The organism is Pseudolactococcus piscium (assembly GCF_002441695.1).
Taxonomy (GTDB): Bacteria; Bacillota; Bacilli; order Lactobacillales; family Streptococcaceae; genus Pseudolactococcus; species Pseudolactococcus piscium.
In genome coordinates this window covers 1-23,495 of sequence record NZ_JXJW01000019.1, presented here as the reverse complement: position 1 = coordinate 23,495, position 23,495 = coordinate 1, and the positions used below count along the sequence as shown (strand labels likewise).

Sequence of the window (23,495 nt, the reverse complement as noted above, 5' to 3'; positions counted from 1 at the left end):
CTAGATAAAACTCTAGGGGGTGCTTTTGATTCATAAAGATGCGCTTAGTTTGTCTTAAGCTGCATGGCCTGACTCATCATTTTTGTTAACTCTTCTGTTGATTTTATGACATCCGTATTAGCAGGTACTTTGACCGTTGCTTTTTTATCAGAATACGTCATATCTAATGACACTTCACCAGACAATCCGACACCATCGGTTTCTTTACCGGTGAAAGCAATCGTCATATGTGATGTTTTCTTTTTGCTATCAGTCGTGATCGTGATTGTTTTAATCACGTCTGCTATCTCTTTATCTAAGTCTTTTTGCTTTGTCATATCCTCAAATGATGCCTGAGTTTCTTTAGGTAGTGCATTGATATAGGCTTTAGTTACTTTCGCGATGTTTTTACCCGACACCGTTAAGGTAATCGCAGACCCATCCTTGCTAAAATCTGATTTATCTAAGACATCTAGCGCCTTCTCAGTTGCTTTTCTTGTTTGTGCTTGCGTTAGCGATGACACGTCCTTGCTAGCTTGACCGCTTTCTTTAGCTATCGCATTTATATCTAGATATTTTCCCTTAATAGGCGTCATATCTAACCCATTATAATAGGCACTAGCACCAGTCGTTTGCATATATAGATTAAAAATGGGCTCAAGTGTATCCAATTTGAGGTATGGATCTTTTTCCTTTAAAATCATGTCTATGGGAATACTTTGACCCAGCATGTTAAACTTAAGCGTTACAGACGAATTTTTACCATCAGTGCTAGACTCTCCTGATAGTTTAAAATCAGCTAAGTAGCCATTAATGATAGGCGCATACATTTTTTTATCTCCACTCGCCGTAACCTTTAGCTTCTCTAAATTCATATCAAATTTTTGTGTGGTTGATTTTGAAAGTGTCTCATTATCTTTGATAAATGCCGCTTTATTATCTTTTGCACCACAAGCTGTTAGCACAATAGCACCAGCAACGACGACTGAAAAAATCCCTATTTTCTTAAAATTCATTAAATATTCTCCTTCTTTTATGTTTTCTATTATATCACATAATAAATATAATGAGTTATATTTTTAAAAAAATCTATGTAGAAAACAGTATGATTAAATAGGCTATTAGATGACTTTTTGCTTTAATAGCCTGTTAAATATCCCAAATATAATTGGAAAAAATAAGGCTGTCGATATAGCATGTGCCAGATCAAACGTTAAGCCGCCAAGCCAAAACGGCCAAAAACTAGCACCAAATAAATAGGCTGAAAAGATAGAAATCACGAAACCATATAGCATGGTAAGTAGAAAGACTAGCCCTGTCCTAATGATTAAGTTGCTTAAGATACGACATAACATACTCGCTATCGTTAAAATAATGGCATATGATACAATTTGCCCAAGGATGATAATCGAAAAGCCCATTAGCAGACCAGTTAGTATCATAGTCAATGCACTAACCAGTATCGCATCACTTAAACCAAAGCACAGCATGATAACAAAAAAAAGTGCTGTGATTGGTTTAACATTTGGCAATGCACTCATACTGAACCTGAGTACACAAGAAAGTGCTGTTAATATCGCTAGCCTAGTTAATTTATTTATTGGCATAGGGCTCCTCTATCTATAGCTAATTCATACTTTATAAGTATACCAAATCATCATACCTAATAGCACCATTTTGCTATTACTTTAAGCCTATCATGATGATAAATGCAATCGGTTAAACAGACAGCTATTATTTTGCATACATCACGATTAAGTCTATCAAACAGCTAACACAAATTTAGCACAAGAAAAGCTCTAAACCCATCAATACCTAGGGTTTAGAGCTTATTTTAATGATCCCAGAAAACTTATAGGTACAAGAAAAAATATGCTATCCATCGATATTTGTTTAATCAAATGAGTTGTTTCCCTTTTTTACAATATCTTTTACTCTCATCTTATCTAATAAAAAAATTATATTACAGTATTAGAGACATTGAGAACAAAGTCTAAGAATTGACTTTTTTGCTGCCTTATAGTTTCATCAGATGTTTTAACAGTCTGAATTTTATTTGAAAAGAAGTTATAGTAATTTGAATCATGTTCACTTGCTAAAGAGATCGCTTTTTTATAGGTCCTACCTTTACTTCTAGAAGTGAAAAACATCGTATCTAATTTAATATTTTTTGAAGTCGCCTCATCAATTATGGTCAAAAAACCATGTGCTAACATTTCTTCGCTGTCTCCATAACTAGATATGCCAATATATTTATCGTTCACTTTATAAATTCCAACACAATCTTTTTTATCCTTAGGATATTTATCAAATATAATAATATTATCTTTCTTATCTAGTCTATCTTCTCTATCTTCTCTATCTTCTCTATCTACTACAATTCTTTCTTTCAATATCTTACAAATAGTAGATTTCCCTGAATTTTCATAACCTGTAATTAAGACAACTTTCATAATTTCTCCTATACCTATAATTTTTATAAACATATTTAATATAGCATTTTTTAAGCTAATTTTCCAGATAAAACAAAATTTTACTATTTATCAAATAACAATATTAAAAAAATAATAGCATCATCCGCTTCAGTTTTACCAACATATTATCCATCTGCTCCTTAATGACACATACATTATTTAACTCATTTTAGTGATATTCCTCCTTAAAGTTGACAGAACCAAAACCTTGGCACAAGAAAAGCTCTAAACCCATCAATACCTCGGGTTTAGAGCTTATTTAAATGATCCCAGCAGGATTCGAACCTGCGACCGTTCGCTTAGAAGGCGAATGCTCTATCCAGCTGAGCTATGAGACCAAACACAACTATTTAATTCTATCAAAAAAGTTGATACTAGTCAACTTTTTCGTGAATATAGGTGTTATCTTTATCAACCGGCCATACAAGTTACTATCTGAATTTTATTCAGATGAGGCTGATGAGACTTTAGATGACACTTCACTACCATCTGTTTGTAAGACTGTCTCTGTTGCTTTACCAGAAACAGTTGTTGTAACCGTTGGTTGTATGGCATCTGGCGAATAACCACCATAATAATTTTCAAAAGTGACGATATTTGGCGATAAAGTATCAATTGTAGGCTTATCGATAGATAAGCGTAAGGCATTTTGGACACTCAATAAGTTATTTTCAGGCATAACTTGGTAGGAGATATCAGAAAGCATTTCTCCTACACCCTGTAATTTAATTGATCTTATCTTCTGAAATGCATCTTTATAGCCAAGTAAACTTTTTAAAGACCCACCCGTCACCGCAAAATCGGTCTTCATATTACCAGATATTGCCTTCAAAATTTTCTCGTATTTGGTAATCGAATTAAGACTTAAAATTTTGCCAACTAGTTGTTCGATGACTTCTCTTTGACGTGCTTGCCTGCCGATATCCCCTTCGGGATCTTGATGGCGCATTCTCGCATAGACGAGTGCTTGATCACCATTAATATGATGCTTACCGGGTTCAATAGTCGCTGTATAATCAGGCTCAGTCTCTTCTATCGAAATCGTTTCCCCTAGCGTATTATTTACATCAACTCCACCAACAGCATCTACAAGCTCTTTTAGACCATTCATATTAATCAGGGTATACTTATCAATATCTAAGCCTATCTGCTGTTGAATCGTTGATACAGCATTCACAGCGCCACCGTTAGCATAGGCTGCATTTAATTTTGCAGTATCAATCGTTTTGCCATCTTTATCTATGATATCCGTTAACATATCTCGCTCTAACGACACCATCGTCGTCGTATGCGTTTTAGGATTTAGCGTCATGACAATCATCGTATCAGATTGACCTGCCCAGGGATCTGAGCGACCTTCTCCGCCTGTATCAACCCCCATTAATAATATCGTCAAAGGTTCAGTAGCCTTAATAATATCATCACTTTTCTTTGAAGACTTCAAACCCAAATCTGAAAATGTGGATCTAAAAACGTCCTCAGTTTTATTTAGTACGATAGCACTATAAGCAAAAACTGAACCTAAAAAAAGTAAAACAGCTAAGGTCAAAGTTAGTAATAACTTCTTCCAAAAAGCCATTTTAGGTTTCCCATTTTTTTTAAATTTTCTATTTCTACCAGTTGCTTGATTTAAGTCATGCTTTCTACTACGAGACACTTTTTCGATTTCCTTCATACCTCTATTTTACCAAAAAAAGCGGTATCAAACCTTAAAACAACTATTTGTCACAAAGATGTAATGTTAGTCAAAAAAATGTACCATCTCTAATACATCAATCAATTGACCATGTTCATCTCTAGCACCATATTTCCTAATTGATTCTACCTCAAAACCATATTTTTCATAGAGATGAACTGCTCTTGTATTCCGTTTTTGAACTTGCAGTTCTAGTCTCTGTATGATCCCTACTTCTGCTATATCATCCAGTAAATCAGTCATTAATAGCTGACCAATACCGTAGCCTTGAAAGGCGCTGCCAACTGCAATAAATAGTTCCCCGATATGTCTCACTCGCTCATGAAAATCAGCTGTTAAACTAATGACACCGGCAAGCTTGTCTTCTATAAACGCTAGTAAATAGGTATTATTGTCTTTCTCATAAATTTGACTTAAATAAGTCGCCATTTGTTCTGTTGTCATCAAAATGCCTGCGTCATCGAGTGTCAAAAAGTGAGATTCCTTACCAACACCATTTAAAAATGTAATGAGCTGCTCAGCATCTTGAGCTTGTGCTTCTCTTATAATAATTTCTGTCATATTTTTTCCTTTAAGCAATGTGTCATGGGGAATTATCTTTTTAAAACCTTTTTCTACAAACCTTATTAATTTAGATATTGCTTATAATGATCACCATGAGCAACTAAGTTTATTGCGCGACCATCTGCCACATAATCAAAAATAATTTCCAGATAGGTATCTGGTAAGGCTTGTCCTAATAAGTTCCCCCACTCAATGACAGTCACACCATCATTAAATAAATACTCATCTAAGTCGATCGAGTCTGGATCATCCCCTATTCGATATACATCCAAATGATATAAAGGCAGCCTGCCCTGGTATTCTCTTGCTATCGTATAAGTTGGACTCTTAATCATCTGATGAATATCGAGCCCTAAGCCGATACCCTTGGTAAAGGTTGTTTTACCGGCACCCAGCTCACCAGTTAAGACAAGGATATCACCAGCTTGTAGTTTCCGTCCTAATGTTTCTGCAATTGCTTGCATTTGTTTTTCATTCACTATCATAGCCTTTATTATAACAAAAAAACAGCCCGTAGACTGTTTTCTATAATTGATTAATTTCTCGAATACTTTCAACCATTAAGCCTAAGCCTATCAAGATGATAAGGCCCTGCAAAATAGATGTTTTGTTTTGAATAATTAGCCCAAGAATAATTGTCACAGCCAAAACTGTCCCAATGATAATGACAAATAGATTCAAACTTTTCTTGATTTCATCAGAAATAAGAAATAAGTAACATAAGATGAAAAGAACAAGCATGATTAAATAAAACATTTTTGTCCTCCTTAACTCAATATATTAGCTTTTTTTCTTTTTATTTGCTTTTTCACGTTCTGCTTTGTTCAACAATTGTTTACGAAGACGAATCGATTCAGGTGTGATTTCAAGGTACTCATCATCACCCATAAACTCGATTGATTCTTCCAATGTCAAAATACGTGGTGTTTTGATAACGTTCGTTTGGTCTTTATTTGCTGAACGGACGTTTGTCATTTGTTTCGCTTTAGTCACGTTTACTGTTAAGTCATTTTCGCGTGAATGTTCACCGACAAGCATGCCTTCATAAACTTCTGTACCTGGATTAACAAAGATTGTACCACGTTCTTCAACACCCATGATCGCGTAAGTTGTAGTTTTACCTGAATCAGCTGAAACAAGTGCACCACGACTACGACCACCGATTTGTTCGTGAATCATAGGCATATATTGGTCATACGTATGGTTCATGATACCATAACCACGTGTCATAGATAAGAATTCAGTAGAGAATCCGATTAAGCCACGAGCAGGTACGAGGAAGATCAAACGAACTTGACCGTTACCAGTGTTAATCATGTCTTGCATGTTCCCTTTACGTTCAGAGAGTGCTTGGATGATTGATCCTTGGTATTCTTCAGGTGTGTCGATTTGAACACGTTCAAACGGTTCAGAACGAACGCCATCAATTTCGCGTTCAATGACTTCTGGACGTGATACTTGAAGCTCATAGCCTTCACGACGCATTGTTTCAATCAAGATTGACAAATGCAATTCGCCACGACCAGATACGATCCAACGGTCAGGTGAGTCAGTTGGGTCGATACGTAGAGAAACGTCAGTTTGTAACTCAGATTGGAGACGTTCTTCAATCTTACGTGATGTTACCCATTTACCTTCGCGACCAGCAAAAGGTGAGTTGTTGACAAGGAATGTCATTTGCAACGTTGGTTCATCAATGTGCAGAATTGGTAATGGATCGATGTGGTTAGACGGTGTAACAGTTTCACCAACAAAGATATCATCCATACCAGAAACGGCAATCAAGTCACCAGCTTTTGCTTCTTTGATTTCAACACGGTCTAGACCGAAGAAACCAAATAGTTTTGTAACGCGGAAGTTTTGTTTTGACCCATCAAGTTTAGACAAGGTAACGCTGTCACCAACTTTAATCGTCCCACGGAAAACACGTCCGATACCGATACGACCAACGAAATCGTTGTAGTCAAGTAATGATACTTGGAATTGTAACGGTTCTTCAGAGTTATCAACTGGTGCAGGAATATGGTCAACGATTGTTTCAAACAATGGCGCCATCGTATGTTCTTGCGTGTCAAGTGAATCTGAAAGACTTGATGTCCCATTGATTGCAGACGCATAAACTACTGGGAATTCAAGTTGTTCTTCGTCAGCACCAAGTTCAATCAAAAGCTCTAATACTTCATCTACGACTTCTTCAGGACGTGCAGATGGTTTGTCAATTTTATTAACAACAACGATTGGTGTCAAACCTTGGTCTAACGCTTTTTTCAATACAAAACGCGTTTGCGGCATTGTACCTTCATAAGCATCAACAACAAGGACAACACCATCAACCATTTTCATGATACGTTCTACTTCGCCACCGAAATCCGCGTGACCAGGTGTATCCAAGATGTTGATATGTTTTTCTTTATATTTAACTGCTGTATTTTTAGCAAGGATCGTAATACCACGTTCTTTTTCAAGATCGTTTGAATCCATAGCACGATCATCAAGATGTGCTCTAGCATTTAGGGTATCAGATTGCTTTAAGAGTTCATCAACAAGTGTTGTTTTTCCATGGTCAACGTGGGCGATGATTGCAACATTACGAATGTCTTCGCGTAATTTAGTCAAGATTTTACCTCATTATTTGAGACCAAATCTAAAAAACTCAAATCTGCGAAACTTAACGCACTATCACTTGAACACTTTTTAGAGATGACCTTTATTCTATTTTCAACTTTATAAGTATAACATATTTTCTGAAAATTGCAAGGAAAATGGCCATGTGATTGCTTTTACAAAATATTATTTTTGCAATCATCGGCTAGCTTAAGATAACACTTTGAAAAAAGACATGTAACCAATATAACCATGTCTTAAAAGATGGTAAGATAGACAATAATTAGACTTAGCGTATTCCGCGCTTGACTTAACCGTAGTTCCATTTTATAATAAAGTATTGAAAGTTAAACAATCTAATCATAATCGAAAAAAGATTGCTAGCTAGATAACGTAACAAGTTAACTAGCTACTATCTGCAAAAACAGAAAATTGGAGTTTTATCGTATTTAAATGACTGTAAAAAATAAAAAAAGATCTCAACGGACAGATGCTAATCGCAGTAAACCCAAGAAAACAAAGCGTAAAACATTATTTATTAGTATTATCGTAATCCTACTGCTAATCAGTTCAGGTATTGCTTACACGGTCTTACATGCAAAACACACGAATTCTTCAGCTGTTAAACCTCAAAAGACAAGTAGTTCAAATGGTATCGTTGCTTCAAGCTCCGTCGCTATCGCACCAGCAGATGTCAAAGAAGATACTGGTGATGCTGGTTGGGTAAAAGTTAAATCCAAGAAAAAACTGGACAAGTTTACTGACTTATCTGTTCAGGGTGTCACAATATATCGTGCTAATAATCCAAAGGTGCTTAAAACAGCTACTGCACAAATCCCTGGTACTTTCATGATGTCTGACATTGTAGCTAAGTATCCTGATTCACTCATTTTAAATACATCTGGATTTGACATGAATAGTGGACAAATTGTTGGCTTTCAGATTAACAATGGCCAGGTATTCTCTAACTGGTCAAATACAGCCTACGGTAGTGCTGCTTTCGTTATTAACAAAGATGGCTCAGCTAAAGGTTATGATCTAACAACACCGGCTGACGAAATTGTTAAAAAAGGTGCCCAACAAAGCTATGGTTTTGGGAGCATCTTAATCAAAGATGGTGTTATCCTACCGAATGATGGAACTGTCAATTGGATGATTCATTCTTATATTGGCAATGATGCTGATAATAATATCTATTTAATTATTTCAGATACAAGTGTCGGCTATGATGGGACGATGGCTGCAGTAGCTAATCTAAATTTACAAAACTTAGTTGTACTTGATGGTGGCGGTTCTTCACAGATGTCACTTAATGGTCAAACTATCTTTGCCAGTCAAGATGGCCGCCCAGTAGCTGACTTCATCGTACTACGGTAGACTATCGTCGATTCTAATACATGCAAAAACCCCACCGAGTAAACTTGGTGGGGTTTGCTATATCATCATGAAATATCTAGTCGTAATCAACTATCAGGAAAAGCTGAAGTTATTCTATTAAAGCTGCTTCTAACTTATCATGCGCTTTCTTTACTTGCTCCTCAGAAATCATCTTTCTTTCTTGTCCATCAATCGTCACTTTGATTGTTTTGACATTTTGTTTTGAAATATTCCCTAAAACACCATTATAACTGATCCCCAGTTGTTTTAAATTATCAAATAGAAAATCTGTTTTAACATGATTACCAAAGGCATTAAGAAATGTTTTATATTTTAGGACGGTATTAACTGATTTCATTTTTGGCACAACTGCTATCAAAACAGATTGCTCGCGTTCAATCAGCATATCTTCAGCATTCATTGCATCATTGCCAATTTTATTTAAATAGGCTTTGACTTCATCAGATTTTTTTAGGTTTAATGTACCTGGTTTAAATTCAAATCCATCAGAGTTGAAATGGATTGTATTTTGTACATTGATACCACCAACAGCCTCAACAAAATCGCCTAATCCCACCAGATCAAAAGTCATATATCGTGAAATTTTAGTACCTAACAAAGTTTGTACTGCATCAATTTCTCCAGACACACCTTTACTACCATATAGCTCTTTCAAAGTCGTGCCTTCGGAAGTTAAAAAAATGTCTCTATTCAAATTAATGACTGTCGTCTTATTTTGTTTAGGATTCATCGTTAAAACAAGGATATCATTTGCTACTTTACCGTTTAGTCCCATAAACAAAAAAGTGACTGGTGATTTATCTTTTAGATTGGGTAGTTGTGCTGTTGTTTGACGCGTAATTGGCTGATAGGACTTGTTTGCCACATTTTTAACATCATAATACACCTTAGTAAGTAGGGCAATGCTTACGATAACGATAAGTAAAACTAGTAAAACAAGTTTTTTTAAGACACTATGCTTAGGCTTACTTTGTTTGCTTTTACTTTTTATTTTTGTAGCAGACTGAGCACGATGTCGTCTTGATTCCATGATATCATGCTCCTTTTTTTGTTTTACCATGCCAATCCTTTAATCCAGTTTTAAGAATAAAGATATCGGTATAACCTGCTTTTTTTAGTTTAAGTGCAGCACGTACGGTGATGGTTGGTTTCGCAGCTTCATAAAGTAAAACAGTTTTATCTTTACGAATAGCAGATATACTTTGATCAAATTGAGAAAATGGTAAATTCCTGGCTCCTAAGATATGAGATCTACGATATTCGGCAGCTTCTCTTAGGTCAATTAACTGCCCGCCTACAAGCTGGTCAGAAAATTGACGATTATCAACTAGTTTAGCGACAGATTTAATTCTAAACTTATTGATCATTGGATACCCTAGAATGACGATAATAATTAAAATTAAAACAATATTGATATATAACCACATCTTTAAGCGACCTCATTTTCAGAGAATTTCAAAGCCAAGCTAGCAGCTCCGATAATTCCAGCATCATTGCCAAGTTCAGCAATTTTAATTTTAGTAGACTCCCTTACTTGTGGGAACGTATATCTATTGAAATAGGTTTCAATACGTGATCTTAAAAACTCACCTGCAGCAGATACACCACCACCGATAATAATCGAGTCTGGATTAAGGGTATTGGCAAGATTTCCTGCTGCCAATCCTAGGTATTGACTAATTTTTTCAACTACCGAATTAGCAAAAACATCACCAGCTTCAGCACTAATGAAAATATCTTTTGAGCTGACAGTATCGCCATTATCTATGGCTGCTTTGATGTGAGATTCACCTTCATATGCTTCAGCAAGTTTGCGTGCGACACGGACAATACCAGTTGCTGATGCGACTGTTTCTAGACAGCCTTTTTTACCACAAGTACAGTCAAAGGCATCATCACTAATATCTACTGTGACATGTCCGATTTCCCCACCTGCACCTGCAACGCCATGAATCAGGTTACCTGCTGCGATGATACCTCCACCAACACCTGTACCAAGTGTCATGAAAATGACGTCTGGATTATTTTCACCAGCGCCAACCCAACGTTCACCCAATGCAGCAACATTAGCATCATTATCAAGTGAGAAAGGTAGTCCTACACCTGACTCTATCGCTAGACCAACCTCTTGTAGAGTATCCCAGCCAAGATTATAGGCACCTATTACGGTATTATTGATAATATCCACCGATCCTGGCGACCCCATACCAATCCCTAAAAAATCTGATTTATCAAGATGATATAAGTCTAGGCGATGATTAATCGATTGAATAATATCAGGAATAATATGTTTGCCATTGCCAATGATAGTGGTGTCTATGGCCCACTTATCTTGCACTTCACCTGCAGTCGTTAAGATACCAAATTTAATGGTTGTACCACCTAGGTCAATCCCAATAATTTTTTTTGTCATCAGTTACTTTCTCACTTTCAAGTCTATGCTCTCTACGCAAAATCAAATCTGCAGTAAAATAGTCTCTCTCATTTGGAATTAGTCCAGCATCGTACAGTGTTTTTAGTTCTTGCGCCATGAAAAAAATAGCATCAAGTCGTTTGCTAAAAAGATTGATATAGCCATGCAATTTAAGGAATTCCTGAACATCATATAAAGTTTTCATCCTATCATAGCATACCATATTTTGAAAACATTTTCAAACATGACAACCATAGGATTAGCCTGATAATTCTCCCTTAATCTTTCTATGTTACGACATCAAAAAAACCCACCATCGGTGAGTTAATTCATATCGGTTTACTATTTATAATCCTGGTGCTAATCCAAGTTCAGATTCAAGCATCCATACCGTTTTCTCAATAGCACCCTTAGCACTCGTAAAGATATCATTTGTGACAGCATCATGCTCTTCATCCGTTGCGTCAATCCCATCTTGGAACAAGTCAGATAGATATTTATAAGCTTTAACAACTTCTGTTAGCCGTTCCTCAGTTGATTTGCCCCATGCTGCAGGCGCCATGTCGATTTTTGAGAGCTCATCAAATTCTTTAAGCGTTGATACTGGTGATCCACCAATCGTAATCAAGCGTTCTGATAATTCATCTAAATAGCCATTCAAACCAGCCATCAATTCATCCATTTTAGGATGTAACTTCATAAAACCAGGACCACGTAAATACCAATGAACCTGATGCACCAAAGCTGCGGCTTTTGACAAGTCTGCAACTGATTGATTTAGCACTGCTTTTGTTTTTTCTCTAGACATTTTTCTCCTTCATCTATTTTATAAATGAGACTAGTAAATCAAAAAAAATCTTACTTGATGATTTACATAGCGCAAAGTGACCAAATTAAACCTAACCCCATTAAGCAGATGACGACAACTTTTCGTCATCTTTTTTAAGTGGTTCGATACTCTAATTATAGGAAAAAACAGCGATTTTAGCAACTATTTTGTTTATTTTTCGTATAGATAAATATGGCACTTTTACAGTTATTTCCATCTTATTTGGAGTGGTTTCAGCTAGATTTCTCTTGTGTTATTATTTGTTTAGCTTCCCTGCCACTCGTCTATTTTGATATCAAATATCATGCCTATCCCTTGCTGATATGGGCTATCATTTTTGTGATACTGTTGCTAACTGTTGACTTTAATCTACTCATTTTAATCTGCTTGATGCTTGCAGGACTGACGACAATCTTGCAGCTTAAAATTGGATCTGGTGATTTCTTATATTTAAGCCTGATTAGTTTTTCTATCTCATTTTTTCAGCTCATATTCTGTCTATTTATAGCAAGCTCACTCGCACTCATTTATTATCTTATTTTTATAAACAAAAAAGAAAAAGAAATTCCTTTTCTCCCTTTTTTATTTTTTGCCTATCTTGTTACGACTTATTTATGTCCTACTTTTTGATAAGTGCTTATCATCTAGTGCTTCATGGTGCCTTCACTTGTTACTTCATGACCATTACTTAGCATATGTGTTACCTCAGACAGCAACCCTTTTTTACCCTTATTTCCATCAAAACACTAATCGTTTGGCTTACTTAAGGGCCAGCTTGGGAGCTATTTTCTGCTTATTTATGATTACTTTAACCTCATTAGCGTTATCATGCTGATCAAGCAGATATTTGCCACGCGCAACAGCATCTTGGTCATTATTATGCATCACAGCAACCACTAACATGATTTGAACAGCAATAATGGCTAATTCTATTAGATATATGTATTTAAACTTATAAAATTTTTTCACGTCAAACACCCTTTCATGATAATATTGTACCATAAATTTTAGGTAACGCAAAACTATCTGCTTTTATAATAAACCAGTTACTGTTACACCTAGCAGTCTGATGCCTTTTTTTTCAAGCGTTAATGATGCTAACAAACTAGCTGCATGTGTCCCAATTTCTGTTGCATCATCAACATGATGGTCTAGAGATAAGCGTTTTGTTAAGGTTGAAAAGTCTGCATAGCGAAGCTTAATGACAACGATATGTCCCTTTAACTGATTATCCTGTAAACTCTTTGAAACCTTAATCGCTAACTTATTAATTTCTTCCGTGATATCTGTTTCTAAATAAAGTAATTTGGCATAGGTTCTTTCTTTACCAACTGACTTTCTAACCCTATTCGTTTTAACGACTGCATGATGAATGCCATTTGCTTTTAGGTATAATTCCCAGCCAAATATACCTAGTCTTTCAGCCAGTAACTGCGGTGACATCGTCTGAATATCCTTGCCATGCTCGATCCCCATAGCCGCTAATTTTTCAGCTGTTTTAGCACCAACACCATAAAATTTTGACACAGGTAATTTACCTAAAAAAGCGATTGCTTCATCAGGTTTAATCACTGTCAGACCTCTCGGCTTCTCAAGATCTGATGCAATTTTAGCAAGAAACTTATTGTAGGATACCCCTGCCGAGCTGGTCAACTGCAGCTCTGTAAAGATATCATGCTGAATCATTTTAGCAATTTTGACTGCGCTTGTAGCCCCTATTTTGTTTACTGTGACATCTAGATAAGCTTCATCTAAAGCCATGCCTTCTACCTCATCCGTATAGCGATGAAAAATATCATGCATCTTATGTGATACCTCTCTGTAGGTTTCATAGTTACCTGATACAAATACCGCCTGTGGGCATAGCTCATAGGCTTCTTTAGCAGACATGGCAGAGTGGATACCATATTCGCGTGCCTGATAGTTTGCTGTAGAGACGACACCACGTCCACCCGTTTCTAGAGGATTTCTGGCGATGACTACTGGCTTTCCCTTTAAGTTAGGGTTGTCTCTCTCTTCTATAGATGCAAAAAAAGCATCCATATCGATATGGATAATTTTTCGACTCGTATCATTAATAAGGGGGAAAGTTAACATATTGCTATATTACCATATATCGTTAGTCAAATCAACTAACACTCGCTGTAAAAAAAACTATCTTAATAAACTAAGATAGTTAGGGGTGTCATAATTCAATCAAGATAGATTTAACTAATGTTTTAAAGGTTTCTTTAATACGTGTTGTCACTTCAACCACTTCAGCATGATTTAGTTCAGCTTGTTTACCTGCAGCATGGTTAGTTATTGCAGAGATACCAAGTACACGAAGACCAGAATGGACTGCTACGATAACCTCTGGAACAGTAGACATACCAACTGCATCAGCACCGACAGTTTCTGCGAAACGAATTTCAGCTGGCGTTTCATAAGTTGGACCAGAATAGCCCATGTATACGCCTTCGGCTAAGGCAATACCAGACTTTTCAGCCACTTCATGTGCCTTTGCTTGATACGCTTCATCGTAAGCATGTGTCATATCTGGGAAACGTGGTCCATAGGCATCAAGGTTCTCACCAATCAATGGATTTTGTCCTGTGAAATTAATATGATCACTAATTAACATCAAAGTTCCTGGACCGTGCGTTACGCCACCTGCAGCATTAGTCACGATGATACCAGTTGCTTTTAACTCAGCTAATACACGAACTGGAAACGTCACGACATCAAGTGAATTGCCTTCGTAAAAATGGAAACGTCCTTGTAGAGCCAAGACTTTTTTTCCTGATAATGTCCCATAAACTAATTTCCCAGCATGACCAACAACAGTTGATTGTCCCCAGTTAGGGATATCTGAATAATCGATCCGAATCGCATCTTGAATTTCATCTGCTAATTCACCAAGTCCAGACCCTAAAATCAAGCCAAAATCAACATGTCCAATGCCTTGACTTTTCAAAAACGCAGCTGTTTCTTTAATTTTTTCAATAAATGTCATATTATGTTAAGTCTCCTAAGAATGATTGACCATTTTCAGTTGGCGCAACGCCAAAGTTTTCTGCTACAGTTGCTGAGATATCCGCATAATGACCGACAGGGATGACGCCATTTCCTGCAAAGCTTTTACTGTAAGCTAGTAAGGGAATATATTCACGTGTGTGGTCTGTTCCTGGGTAAGATGGGTCATTACCGTGGTCAGCAGTAATCAGTAACAAATCATTTTCATGCATGGCATCAAACAGTTCTGGTAAGCGAGCATCAAATTCATTAATGGCAGTACCATATCCTGCGATATCACGTCTATGGCCGAAAAGTGCATCGAAATCTACCAGGTTAGTAAACGAAAACCCTTTGTCAAATTCAGGGAGTTTCAATGTTTCGATCAGTCTGTCTACGCCAACCATATTACTTGGTGTATGCCCCATATCATGATTGATCCCAACACCATTAAAGATGTCGTTTATTTTACCTACTGAGTAAACTGAAACGCCAGCTTCATTTAGGCTATCTAGTACAGTATGACCAAATGGTGAAAGTGCATAGTCATGACGACCAGCAGTTCTTGTGAAATTACCTGCTGTGCCAATATATGGACGGGCGATAATACGACCAATCATATAGGGATCATCCAAAGTAATCGAGCGAACATATTCACAAATCTTGTAAAGTTCTTCGAGTGGAATCACGTCTTCATGAGCTGCAATCTGTAAGACAGGGTCTGCTGATGTATAGATGATCAGCTCCCCTGTTTCCATCTGACGAGGACCAAAGTCATCTATCACTGCCGTACCAGAATAAGGGATATTGGCTTCTCTGATAATTTTACGACCAGAGAAAGCTTCTATTTTTTCAAGTAAATCTTCTGGATAACCATCAGGAAATACTCTGAAAGGCACTTGAATATTCAAGCCCATGATTTCCCAGTGGCCTGTCATCGTATCTTTACCACGTGAAATCTCTTCAAGTTTGGTCACATAGCCAGTTTGCTCACTTACTTTTTCTACACCAACAAGTGGTGTTTCTCGTGGAATATGTCCGAGACCAATGCTTGCCAGATTAGGGACTTCAAGATTGAAGTTCTCCGAGATATGGCCAAATGTGTCTGACTTTGTGTCATCAACATCGTGGTTAAAAAATTCGTCAGCATCTGGTGCTGCACCGATTCCAACAGAATCCATCACAACTAAGTGAATACGATCAAATTTTGACATATTATTTCTCCTTTATACTTATAGTACCGCTATCAAACTCGTGATGCAAATTTATGAGATATAAACTTTATACCATACAGTTCAGCTTAGATATCGATCGTTGAATACTGTGCATTGGCTTCAATAAAGTCTCGACGAGGCTCTACTCTATCACCCATCAACATATCAAATACCTGGTCTGCTTCCGCAGCATCATTTGCTGTTACTTGCGCCATCGTCCGATGTTCAGGGTCCATGGTTGTTTCCCAAAGTTGATGGTCATCCATCTCGCCAAGCCCTTTATAGCGTTGTACGATTGGTTTTCTATTACCGACTGTCATATCGATGATTGCTTGCTGTAGCTCAGACTCTTGATCTGTACCTGGTTGAATGTAGGTGATCTTATCCCCTAATTTAACGCCATAGATTGGTGGTTGTGCGATATAGACATAGCCAGCTTCAACAACAGGTCTCATATATCTATAAAACAGGGTTAATAGCAGTGTTCTGATGTGGGCACCATCCACATCGGCATCGGTCATGATGACAAGCTTATGATAGCGTGCTTTTTCAACATTAAAATCTGCACCGAATCCTGTACCCATCGCAGTGAAGAGCGACCGAATTTCTTCATTAGCCAGGATTTTTTCCATACTCGCTTTTTCGACATTTAAAATCTTACCACGAATAGGTAAAATTGCCTGAAATTCACGATTTCTACCTGATTTTGCTGACCCACCGGCTGAATCTCCCTCAACGATGAAAATCTCAGTTTGTGCTGGATCGTTCGATGAGCAATCTGCCAACTTACCAGGTAAGTTTGAAATCTCAAGGCCAGATTTTTTCCGAGTCACTTCACGCGCACGCTTTGCAGCGATTCTTGCTTTACTAGCTAAAATCCCTTTTTCAACAATCCGTCTAGCCACTTGTGGATTCTCCAAAAGGAAAGTCGCAAGTTCTTCGCTGAAGAGTTTATTGACAATACCAGAGACTTCTGAGTTGCCTAGTTTCGTCTTGGTTTGACCTTCAAACTGTGGGTTAGGGTGCTTGATGGAAATCACACCAGTCAAGCCTTCACGTACATCATCCCCAGTCAAATTCTCTTCATTTTCTTTGAGGAGTTTGTTTGCTTTGGCATAGTTATTAATCACACGCGTCAAGGCTGTTCTGAAGCCCTGCTCATGTGTCCCACCTTCATGGGTACTGATATTATTTGCAAAAGAGAGGACTGTTGCGTGATAGCCGCCCGTATACTGGATAGCCACTTCAACCGCGATACCATCTAATTCACCCTCAGTGAAAATCGCTGGGTCGAATAAGACTGCTTTACCAGCATTTAAAAATTCGACGTATGATTTGATACCACCTTCATAGTGGTAACGCAGAACATCATGCTCATCTGGTCGTTTATCTGTAATAGAAATACGTAAGCCACGATTTAGAAAGGCAAGTTCTTGAACACGTTTCGCTAATTTTTCAAAATTAAACTCGACCGTTTCAGTAAAAATCGTTGGGTCTGGTATGAAATGAACTGTCGTCCCGTGTTTATCTGTATCGCCGATTAACTGTAAGTCATCACCTACAATACCGCGATGATACTCTTGATAATATTTTTTCCCTTGCTTGAAGACTGTGACATCAAGCTGTGTTGATAGGGCATTAACTACGGATGACCCAACACCATGAAGGCCACCGGATACTTTATAGCCCCCACCGCCAAATTTACCACCAGCATGTAAGACTGTGAAGACAGTCTCAACAGCTGGACGACCAGTCTTTTCTTGAATATCTACTGGAATACCACGACCGTCATCGACAACAGTGATTGAGTTATCTGGTTCAATAAATACTTCGATGTGCGTCGCAAAACCAGCTAAAGCTTCATCTATCGAATTATCAACGATCTCCCACACCAAATGATGTAGCCCTTCTGATGATGTAGACCCGATGTACATACCTGGACGCATCCGAACGGCTTCTAGCCCTTCCAATACCTGGATTTGACTGGCATCATACTCAGCTGCCTTATCTTTTTTAGTTTGTATCGCTTGCAATTCTTCTGATGTCAACTCTAGCCTCTTTCAATTATAAACAACTACTTTTAAACCAGAACATACATTAAATATTCTGACTATAGTTGCATGACTCTATTTCAAGTTAGGTGCTATGCCTTGTAAGACAAGTGACGCCCCTTTTAATAATAGACATTGTTTTCGATTCTGTAATGGATTACTTACACACCATATCTCTTATATTATACTATATTTTACGCAAAAAAACACCTACTGGCTTGTCTAAGCCAAGAGGTGATTTTTTGCGTCATTATAAACTGAGTATATCAGTCAAACAGGTTATTTTATGCGTGACCTTTGTTTGATCATCAACTGCATTAAAATAAATGGTGTCAATATGAGCGGCTTCACCAGCTAACATGTCAATATTTCTATCCCCGATCATCACAGCCTGTTTAAGCTCATACTTATCTAGTAAATATTGAATAGATTGCGGGCTGGGTTTTCTGTCAAAACCATTACTAGCGGTCACAACTTCTGTAAAGTACTGAGAGATATTCGCTGCTTTAAGAATCTCAATCACATGGTTGTCTCGATGAGAAATCATGAAATTTCTATGGCCCTGTTTAACGATGGCATCAAGCACCGCTATAGCGCCTGGAAATAAGATTGGCGAACGCAAATCTGCTACTTCTCTTGTCTTATATAGCTGGATAAACTCTGGTAGGTCAGCTGCAAATTGTGTAACTGCAAACTCTGTTGATACTCTGAGTGCATCATAAATGGCCTCAAACCCCACGTCAACGCCAAAATCGGCTCGTAAGACATGTTGAAAAGCTAAGGCTGATGTTTGATAATTATCGAGTAGTGTTCCACCCAAATCCCAGATATAATCTGTATAACTCATATTTTTCCTTCTTCTAATGAAAGCATGATGACACTGATTAAAACAGCAAGCATTGATAGGCCGGTCAGCAAATCAAATGACATACCAAATAAAAAGATACTGAATACTGATGCTAAAATCGGCTCCATGGCGGAACAAACTGATGCCACCACAGGTGAAATATATTTGATTGCGCTCATATTGAACATAAAAGCAATCGCTGTCCCAATAACTGCAACACCGAGTGCTAATAAGAAGCTCTTTGGTGTCAGCTTAAAATCAATCACCCAAACCGGATGTACGATATTCATGACTACCCCTGCTATCGTCATCCCCCATCCCGTTACGTTTAGGACATCAAATGTCTGTAGCAGGCGTTTAGGAATAATCGCACATGTGCCGACTGCAATTGCTGAAAGCAAGCCTAAGCCCAATCCTAAAGGCGTGATGGTCATCGTTACAAGGTTGCCATGTGTCGTGAGTAAAAAAATACCGAGCATGGCGACAATCACCAACACAACTACCTTCAAGTTTAATTTCTGATGTTTAAAAATCACCAAATATAACAGCAAAAAAACTGGAGAGGTAAATTGTAGGACAGTTGCCGTTGCTGCGCTAGATACTTGAATACTCTCATAAAAAGATAATTGTAGCATGAGGACACCAAAAATGGCATAACTGATCAATTCTGGGATATTTTTTTTATCTTTCAGGATATCGAAAAAGGCACTCGGTTTACTCAGATAGGATACCACTAATAGGATAACTCCCGCCACTAACAGCCTAAATGATGTGATCCACATGGCATTATCAGCGTATGATTGAAAAAAGAGTTGACCAAATATTCCAGAAAAAGCCCAAAAAACACCTGCTAATATGGCATATATCGTGCCCCTAAACACATGAGACTGAATATTTTTCATTCTTATAGTTTAACATATTTTTGAACATTTTTTCACTTACTATTTTCATTTTTGTTTGGCAAAAGCGTGATAACCTGATCTGCAATCTGTTTAATAAATGTGGCATCATGTTCAACAATGAGCAATGCTGGCTTAACTTGGTTGATGACAGCTTCAATTTGTTGCTGGTTGAACACATCTAAATAGTTAAGTGGTTCATCCCAAATAAATAGTTCAGCTGTTTGAGATAAAGATTTAGCAAGTTCCACCTTTTTTTGTTGGCCTAGTGACATCTCCTCAATTTTTTGATTAAAGACATGACGGGCCATGCCTAATTTTCTGAGATTGTTAAGAAAGCTAGAATAATCTATATGATGTCTCTCAGCAAAGTCGGCTAAATTGCCTTTATTATCAGCATATAATTGTCGGACATAGGAGATGGTTAAGCCTTTGTCTTGCGCCACCTCAACAAGTTGTTTTAGGAGTTGTGATTTACCAACCCCGTTCTCACCTGTAATTGCCGTGACTTGGCCAGCATGCTGTATCAAGTCAACTGGTAAAAATAAAGGAGAGTCATCAAAAGAGACTGTCAAGTTTGCTTCATCCAGTAAAACTTTACGATGCGTCGGCTGATAAGCCATGGCAAGTAAGTCAACTTTCTCTATATTCTTCAGTAACTTCTCCTTTTCAATAATTTCCTTATCCATCCGGTGCGCGAGCACCTTTGATTGCTTCATTTTACGTGCTGCTCTAGCCCCAATAAATCCCTTGTCAAAGACTGCCCCACTTCCTTTTTGACCCGGTTTTCCAGATTTGTCCTGTTCACGATGATCTGACCAGGCTGCCTTATCTTGAGCTGTCTGTTTTAAGCGGCCAATCTCTGACTTAAGTTTATCATTTTGTGACCACTCAAACCGATCACGTAGTGCCTTCTCAGCTTCATAAGTCGCATAAGTTGCCGCAAGCAAGGTGATGGTGTTTCTCTCAATGGCAAGCTGGTGATCACTCACTAGATTTAAAAATTGACGATCATGACTTGTCACCATATAACCCGTTTTTTTGCCCTGTAAATACTTGGCAATAAGGTCACGACTAGCTTGATCTAAATGTGTTGTTGGTTCATCAATTAAAGCAAAAGTAGTTTCATCTAAAAATAGACCTGCCAGCAACACTTTCGTCTGCTCACCCCCTGATAAGGTCTCAAATGGTCGCCACAAGGTCGCTTCTGACAAACCAAGCAAATTTAATTCTCGCTGTATTTGCCAGTCCTCAACAGGATAAAGGTCGTCTAAGACAAATTTAGTCAATAAGGACTTGTCAGCTACTTGCTGAGGAAAATAGGAAAAAAGCTTATCCGAGTGAATCTGTCCCGTAAATGGCAGGTCGCCTAACAAGAGTTTCATTAGTGTTGTTTTACCACGACCATTTCTACCAACTAAGGCTAGCTTCCAGCTGCTATCAAACGTGACTGATAGGGTCTCAAAAATATTTTTTTCGGCATAACCGAACCTTATGTCTTTTAATGTAATCAAAAAAGCACCTCCACTGCTTAAGCTGAACGTGCTCGAAAAACCCTCTCTTGTCCTTAAAATATCGTATCAGAAAAATATACGATTTCTTTTAAGGGATATGATGAGGTGAAAAAGTCCGCACAAAATAAGCTTAAGAAAAAAATTCCAATTTTTTCAATCACTTATCTGCGCAATGGACCTCACCTTATGAGTAACTTCACTCATGCCTTATCTTTTTTTCTTTAGTTTAACAAAAGAAAAACACTTTTTCAAGTGTTTCACATGTTAACTTAACCTAATAATTCAATTGCCATGTCAAGGCCTTTGTCACCTTGCATCAACCCATACATTTGCATTGGGATATCTTTAACAGGTGTATTTGGAAATTTACCAGCAACCTCATTCAGCATATAACGTGCTTGTGGGCCAATCATGATGACATCTGCTTGTGGTCCCTCTGTATCAACTTCAGCAAGGCCATAAGCTTTTACATCAAAATCGAGACCACGTGCTTCAGCTTCTTTTTGCATTTTTTGAGCAAAAAGTGATGTTGACATGCCGGCAGAACAAAATAATTTTACGATTGTTGTCATGATAATTACCAATTCGTTTACACATTTAAATGCTGTAAACGCTTTCTTTTTTATAACTTAATTATATATAAAAAATACCACTTTGAAAAGTGGTATTTACCAATTTAGTTATAATACAGCATTATCTGTTCTAGAACGTTTAGTCCTAATCGGCATGTGATGACTGTTATCATGAGGAAATACAGGGATATGATTATAGGTCATCGATAAGACTAACCCAAGACCAATTAAATTCCCAATCAGCGAGCTCCCCCCTTGTGAGATAAAAGGGAGTGGGATCCCTGTTAAAGGTAAGACGCCGATATTCGCGCCAATATTTTCAAAGACATGAAATAAAATCATCATCGTGATGCCTGTTGACACATAAATATAAAATTGATTATTAGCACGAATGGTCACTCTAATCATTCGGTAGATAAAAATGAAATAAAGTAAAATGACAAATGAAGAGCCGATGAAGCCAAAATTTTCTCCGATAACAGTGAAAATCATATCTGATTCACGCACTGGCACACTAACATTGACAACATTAAATCCTTGCCCTACTAAGCCTCCTGTCCCTATCGCTACCAAGCCCTGTGCTTGTTGGTAGGTAGACCCTTGGGCATTGGCAAAAGGATCAAGCCAGGCATCTATTCTTAAAATCTGGTAGTTACCCATTCCGGCAGACTTCAAGAAGTCTCGACCTGAATCAAAAGTTGTCAGGAAAATAATCCCACCACCAATAAGCGCAACCAGCCCAACAACAGGTAGTATAATACGCCACGAAATACCAGAGACGATAACCATCCCTGCAAACACTGCCATAAATACGAGCGCTGTCCCGAAATCTTTTTGTGCGCCTAACAATATCATGACAGGCAAGGTAACTAAAAACATATAGAGAATCAGTTTAAAGTCATCTTTGAACAGTCTATCTTTTAGGCGATTCTGAAAGGCAACAACAACACGTGCCATTAGCAGAATATAAGAGATTTTCATAAATTCAGAGGGTTGAAACAGATTTGATCCACCTAAATAAACCCAGTTTTTTGCGCCTGTTGCTGCAACAGTCATCGGGTCAAAAAATTTAAGCGGTAAAGCCATCAAAACTAGGCCTAGACCATATAATACTGGGGTAAACTTCCAAAGCATTTTGGCATTAAAATGCATGACAATAAATGCCAATATAACACCTGCAACGCCCCATGTGATCTGCTGTGTCATCACCTTAGCAAGACGATGGGGGTAATCATGGTTGGTCGCTATGTATAAGACAAGTAAGCCAATCAAATTGAGCAGAAATACAGGAAGTATGAGTGCATAGTCTATGCGACTATCAAACGTTAATTTTTGTTTTTTCATTATGTCTATTATACCGTTTTGCATTAAAAAATAAAGTCATTTAGCAGATAAAAATAGCATCAAGCTGATGCTATTTCAGACTGAAGACAAAATACGTTAAATT

The 23,495-nt window shown here is 37.6% G+C and carries 25 protein-coding genes and 1 tRNA gene; 2 read left to right on the top strand and 24 right to left on the bottom strand.

Features of this window, described 5'->3' with window-relative positions; all coding sequences use genetic code 11:
• Positions 1-44 precede the first annotated feature (44 nt).
• The 9 genes from RU86_RS09415 to typA all read right to left on the bottom strand — a co-directional run bounded on the left by RU86_RS09415 (position 45) and on the right by typA (position 7,329).
• Positions 45-995 (bottom strand): hypothetical protein, encoded by a 951-nt coding sequence (locus RU86_RS09415; RefSeq protein WP_096815077.1) that lies wholly within the window; start codon positions 993-995, stop codon positions 45-47.
• Between the two features lie 105 nt (positions 996-1,100).
• Positions 1,101-1,586 (bottom strand): ECF transporter S component, encoded by a 486-nt coding sequence (locus RU86_RS09410; RefSeq protein WP_096815076.1) that lies wholly within the window; start codon positions 1,584-1,586, stop codon positions 1,101-1,103.
• Positions 1,587-1,937: 351 nt separating this feature from the next.
• On the bottom strand, positions 1,938-2,432 hold the full coding sequence (locus RU86_RS09405; RefSeq protein ID WP_096815075.1) for a hypothetical protein: 495 nt from the start codon (positions 2,430-2,432) through the stop codon (positions 1,938-1,940).
• Between the two features lie 285 nt (positions 2,433-2,717).
• Positions 2,718-2,791 (bottom strand) — tRNA-Arg (locus tag RU86_RS09400).
• A 104-nt stretch (positions 2,792-2,895) separates the two neighbouring features.
• Positions 2,896-4,128, bottom strand: a complete 1,233-nt coding sequence (locus RU86_RS09395; protein WP_096815074.1) for an LCP family protein — start codon at positions 4,126-4,128, stop codon at positions 2,896-2,898.
• Between the two features lie 66 nt (positions 4,129-4,194).
• Positions 4,195-4,710 carry a GNAT family N-acetyltransferase gene (locus RU86_RS09390; protein ID WP_096815073.1) on the bottom strand — a complete coding sequence of 172 codons (516 nt, stop codon included), beginning with the start codon at positions 4,708-4,710 and terminating at the stop codon, positions 4,195-4,197.
• 65 nt (positions 4,711-4,775) lie between these two features.
• A complete protein-coding gene (gene tsaE / locus RU86_RS09385) occupies positions 4,776-5,198 on the bottom strand; it encodes a tRNA (adenosine(37)-N6)-threonylcarbamoyltransferase complex ATPase subunit type 1 TsaE (protein WP_096815072.1) in 423 nt (140 codons plus the stop codon).
• A gap of 40 nt (positions 5,199-5,238) precedes the next feature.
• Complete coding sequence (locus RU86_RS09380; RefSeq protein WP_096815071.1) at positions 5,239-5,469, bottom strand: DUF3165 family protein; 231 nt, start codon at positions 5,467-5,469, stop codon at positions 5,239-5,241.
• Between the two features lie 24 nt (positions 5,470-5,493).
• The gene (gene typA, locus RU86_RS09375) at positions 5,494-7,329 is read right to left on the bottom strand and encodes a translational GTPase TypA (RefSeq protein ID WP_096815070.1); all 1,836 of its coding nucleotides are present in this window, start codon (positions 7,327-7,329) and stop codon (positions 5,494-5,496) included.
• Between the two features lie 441 nt (positions 7,330-7,770).
• On the opposite strand from typA, the gene RU86_RS09370 reads away from it, so the two are divergent.
• Positions 7,771-8,694 carry a phosphodiester glycosidase family protein gene (locus RU86_RS09370; protein WP_096815069.1) on the top strand — a complete coding sequence of 308 codons (924 nt, stop codon included), beginning with the start codon at positions 7,771-7,773 and terminating at the stop codon, positions 8,692-8,694.
• Positions 8,695-8,803: 109 nt separating this feature from the next.
• On the opposite strand, the gene RU86_RS09365 is transcribed toward RU86_RS09370, so the two are convergent.
• From RU86_RS09365 to RU86_RS09345, 5 genes are all read right to left on the bottom strand, one after another.
• Positions 8,804-9,745, bottom strand: coding sequence for an LCP family protein (locus RU86_RS09365; RefSeq protein WP_179296263.1), 942 nt, complete (start codon positions 9,743-9,745; stop codon positions 8,804-8,806).
• Positions 9,746-9,749: 4 nt separating this feature from the next.
• Positions 9,750-10,142, bottom strand: a complete 393-nt coding sequence (locus RU86_RS09360; RefSeq protein ID WP_047915720.1) for a rhodanese-like domain-containing protein — start codon at positions 10,140-10,142, stop codon at positions 9,750-9,752.
• 2 nt (positions 10,143-10,144) lie between these two features.
• Positions 10,145-11,128 (bottom strand): ROK family glucokinase, encoded by a 984-nt coding sequence (locus tag RU86_RS09355; protein WP_096815067.1) that lies wholly within the window; start codon positions 11,126-11,128, stop codon positions 10,145-10,147.
• Entirely contained in the window at positions 11,103-11,333 is a 231-nt protein-coding gene (locus RU86_RS09350; RefSeq protein WP_047915722.1) for a YqgQ family protein, read from the bottom strand. The genes RU86_RS09355 and RU86_RS09350 overlap by 26 nt, the downstream gene beginning before the upstream one ends.
• A 141-nt stretch (positions 11,334-11,474) precedes the next feature.
• Positions 11,475-11,936, bottom strand: coding sequence for a Dps family protein (locus RU86_RS09345; protein WP_047915723.1), 462 nt, complete (start codon positions 11,934-11,936; stop codon positions 11,475-11,477).
• Between the two features lie 213 nt (positions 11,937-12,149).
• Between RU86_RS09345 and RU86_RS09340 the strand changes: the two genes are divergently transcribed.
• The gene (locus tag RU86_RS09340) at positions 12,150-12,587 is read left to right on the top strand and encodes an A24 family peptidase (RefSeq protein ID WP_096815066.1); all 438 of its coding nucleotides are present in this window, start codon (positions 12,150-12,152) and stop codon (positions 12,585-12,587) included.
• A 129-nt stretch (positions 12,588-12,716) separates the two neighbouring features.
• Here the strand turns inward: RU86_RS09340 and RU86_RS09335 are convergent, their stop codons facing one another.
• The 10 genes from RU86_RS09335 to RU86_RS09290 all read right to left on the bottom strand — a co-directional run bounded on the left by RU86_RS09335 (position 12,717) and on the right by RU86_RS09290 (position 23,392).
• Positions 12,717-12,926 carry a hypothetical protein gene (locus RU86_RS09335; protein ID WP_143468107.1) on the bottom strand — a complete coding sequence of 70 codons (210 nt, stop codon included), beginning with the start codon at positions 12,924-12,926 and terminating at the stop codon, positions 12,717-12,719.
• A gap of 63 nt (positions 12,927-12,989) precedes the next feature.
• Positions 12,990-14,054, bottom strand: coding sequence for a DNA polymerase IV (gene dinB, locus RU86_RS09330; RefSeq protein WP_096815064.1), 1,065 nt, complete (start codon positions 14,052-14,054; stop codon positions 12,990-12,992).
• Positions 14,055-14,142: 88 nt separating this feature from the next.
• A complete protein-coding gene (locus RU86_RS09325; protein ID WP_096815063.1) occupies positions 14,143-14,952 on the bottom strand; it encodes a purine-nucleoside phosphorylase in 810 nt (269 codons plus the stop codon).
• A gap of 1 nt (position 14,953) precedes the next feature.
• On the bottom strand, positions 14,954-16,165 hold the full coding sequence (locus tag RU86_RS09320; protein WP_096815062.1) for a phosphopentomutase: 1,212 nt from the start codon (positions 16,163-16,165) through the stop codon (positions 14,954-14,956).
• 86 nt (positions 16,166-16,251) lie between these two features.
• The gene (gene gyrB / locus RU86_RS09315; RefSeq protein ID WP_425435921.1) at positions 16,252-18,213 is read right to left on the bottom strand and encodes a DNA topoisomerase (ATP-hydrolyzing) subunit B; all 1,962 of its coding nucleotides are present in this window, start codon (positions 18,211-18,213) and stop codon (positions 16,252-16,254) included.
• A 253-nt stretch (positions 18,214-18,466) separates the two neighbouring features.
• The gene (locus RU86_RS09310; protein ID WP_096815061.1) at positions 18,467-19,063 is read right to left on the bottom strand and encodes an HAD-IA family hydrolase; all 597 of its coding nucleotides are present in this window, start codon (positions 19,061-19,063) and stop codon (positions 18,467-18,469) included.
• Positions 19,060-19,965, bottom strand: a complete 906-nt coding sequence (locus RU86_RS09305) for a DMT family transporter (protein ID WP_096815060.1) — start codon at positions 19,963-19,965, stop codon at positions 19,060-19,062. Before RU86_RS09305 ends, RU86_RS09310 begins: the two co-directional genes overlap by 4 nt.
• A gap of 32 nt (positions 19,966-19,997) precedes the next feature.
• Entirely contained in the window at positions 19,998-21,476 is a 1,479-nt protein-coding gene (gene abc-f / locus RU86_RS09300) for a ribosomal protection-like ABC-F family protein (RefSeq protein ID WP_096815059.1), read from the bottom strand.
• A gap of 269 nt (positions 21,477-21,745) precedes the next feature.
• Positions 21,746-22,048: a PTS sugar transporter subunit IIB gene (locus tag RU86_RS09295; protein ID WP_096815058.1), complete on the bottom strand. Its 303-nt coding sequence runs from the start codon at positions 22,046-22,048 to the stop codon at positions 21,746-21,748.
• Positions 22,049-22,156: 108 nt separating this feature from the next.
• A complete protein-coding gene (locus RU86_RS09290) occupies positions 22,157-23,392 on the bottom strand; it encodes an FtsW/RodA/SpoVE family cell cycle protein (RefSeq protein WP_096815057.1) in 1,236 nt (411 codons plus the stop codon).
• Positions 23,393-23,495 lie beyond the last annotated feature (103 nt).

Excerpts from the sequence above, each read along its gene's own strand:
- RU86_RS09415 (WP_096815077.1), bottom strand. The coding sequence starts at position 995 with ATGAATTTTAAGAAAATAGGGATTTTTTCAGTCGTCGTTGCTGGTGCT.
- RU86_RS09410 (WP_096815076.1), bottom strand. The coding sequence starts at position 1,586 with ATGCCAATAAATAAATTAACTAGGCTAGCGATATTAACAGCACTTTCT.
- RU86_RS09405 (WP_096815075.1), bottom strand. The coding sequence starts at position 2,432 with ATGAAAGTTGTCTTAATTACAGGTTATGAAAATTCAGGGAAATCTACT.
- RU86_RS09395 (WP_096815074.1), bottom strand. The coding sequence starts at position 4,128 with ATGAAGGAAATCGAAAAAGTGTCTCGTAGTAGAAAGCATGACTTAAAT.
- RU86_RS09390 (WP_096815073.1), bottom strand. The coding sequence starts at position 4,710 with ATGACAGAAATTATTATAAGAGAAGCACAAGCTCAAGATGCTGAGCAG.
- tsaE (WP_096815072.1), bottom strand. The coding sequence starts at position 5,198 with ATGATAGTGAATGAAAAACAAATGCAAGCAATTGCAGAAACATTAGGA.
- RU86_RS09380 (WP_096815071.1), bottom strand. The coding sequence starts at position 5,469 with ATGTTTTATTTAATCATGCTTGTTCTTTTCATCTTATGTTACTTATTT.
- RU86_RS09370 (WP_096815069.1), top strand. The coding sequence starts at position 7,771 with ATGACTGTAAAAAATAAAAAAAGATCTCAACGGACAGATGCTAATCGC.
- RU86_RS09365 (WP_179296263.1), bottom strand. The coding sequence starts at position 9,745 with ATGGAATCAAGACGACATCGTGCTCAGTCTGCTACAAAAATAAAAAGT.
- RU86_RS09360 (WP_047915720.1), bottom strand. The coding sequence starts at position 10,142 with ATGTGGTTATATATCAATATTGTTTTAATTTTAATTATTATCGTCATT.
- RU86_RS09355 (WP_096815067.1), bottom strand. The coding sequence starts at position 11,128 with ATGACAAAAAAAATTATTGGGATTGACCTAGGTGGTACAACCATTAAA.
- RU86_RS09350 (WP_047915722.1), bottom strand. The coding sequence starts at position 11,333 with ATGAAAACTTTATATGATGTTCAGGAATTCCTTAAATTGCATGGCTAT.
- RU86_RS09345 (WP_047915723.1), bottom strand. The coding sequence starts at position 11,936 with ATGTCTAGAGAAAAAACAAAAGCAGTGCTAAATCAATCAGTTGCAGAC.
- RU86_RS09340 (WP_096815066.1), top strand. The coding sequence starts at position 12,150 with ATGGCACTTTTACAGTTATTTCCATCTTATTTGGAGTGGTTTCAGCTA.
- dinB (WP_096815064.1), bottom strand. The coding sequence starts at position 14,054 with ATGTTAACTTTCCCCCTTATTAATGATACGAGTCGAAAAATTATCCAT.
- RU86_RS09325 (WP_096815063.1), bottom strand. The coding sequence starts at position 14,952 with ATGACATTTATTGAAAAAATTAAAGAAACAGCTGCGTTTTTGAAAAGT.
- RU86_RS09320 (WP_096815062.1), bottom strand. The coding sequence starts at position 16,165 with ATGTCAAAATTTGATCGTATTCACTTAGTTGTGATGGATTCTGTTGGA.
- RU86_RS09310 (WP_096815061.1), bottom strand. The coding sequence starts at position 19,063 with ATGAGTTATACAGATTATATCTGGGATTTGGGTGGAACACTACTCGAT.
- RU86_RS09305 (WP_096815060.1), bottom strand. The coding sequence starts at position 19,965 with ATGAAAAATATTCAGTCTCATGTGTTTAGGGGCACGATATATGCCATA.
- RU86_RS09295 (WP_096815058.1), bottom strand. The coding sequence starts at position 22,048 with ATGACAACAATCGTAAAATTATTTTGTTCTGCCGGCATGTCAACATCA.
- RU86_RS09290 (WP_096815057.1), bottom strand. The coding sequence starts at position 23,392 with ATGAAAAAACAAAAATTAACGTTTGATAGTCGCATAGACTATGCACTC.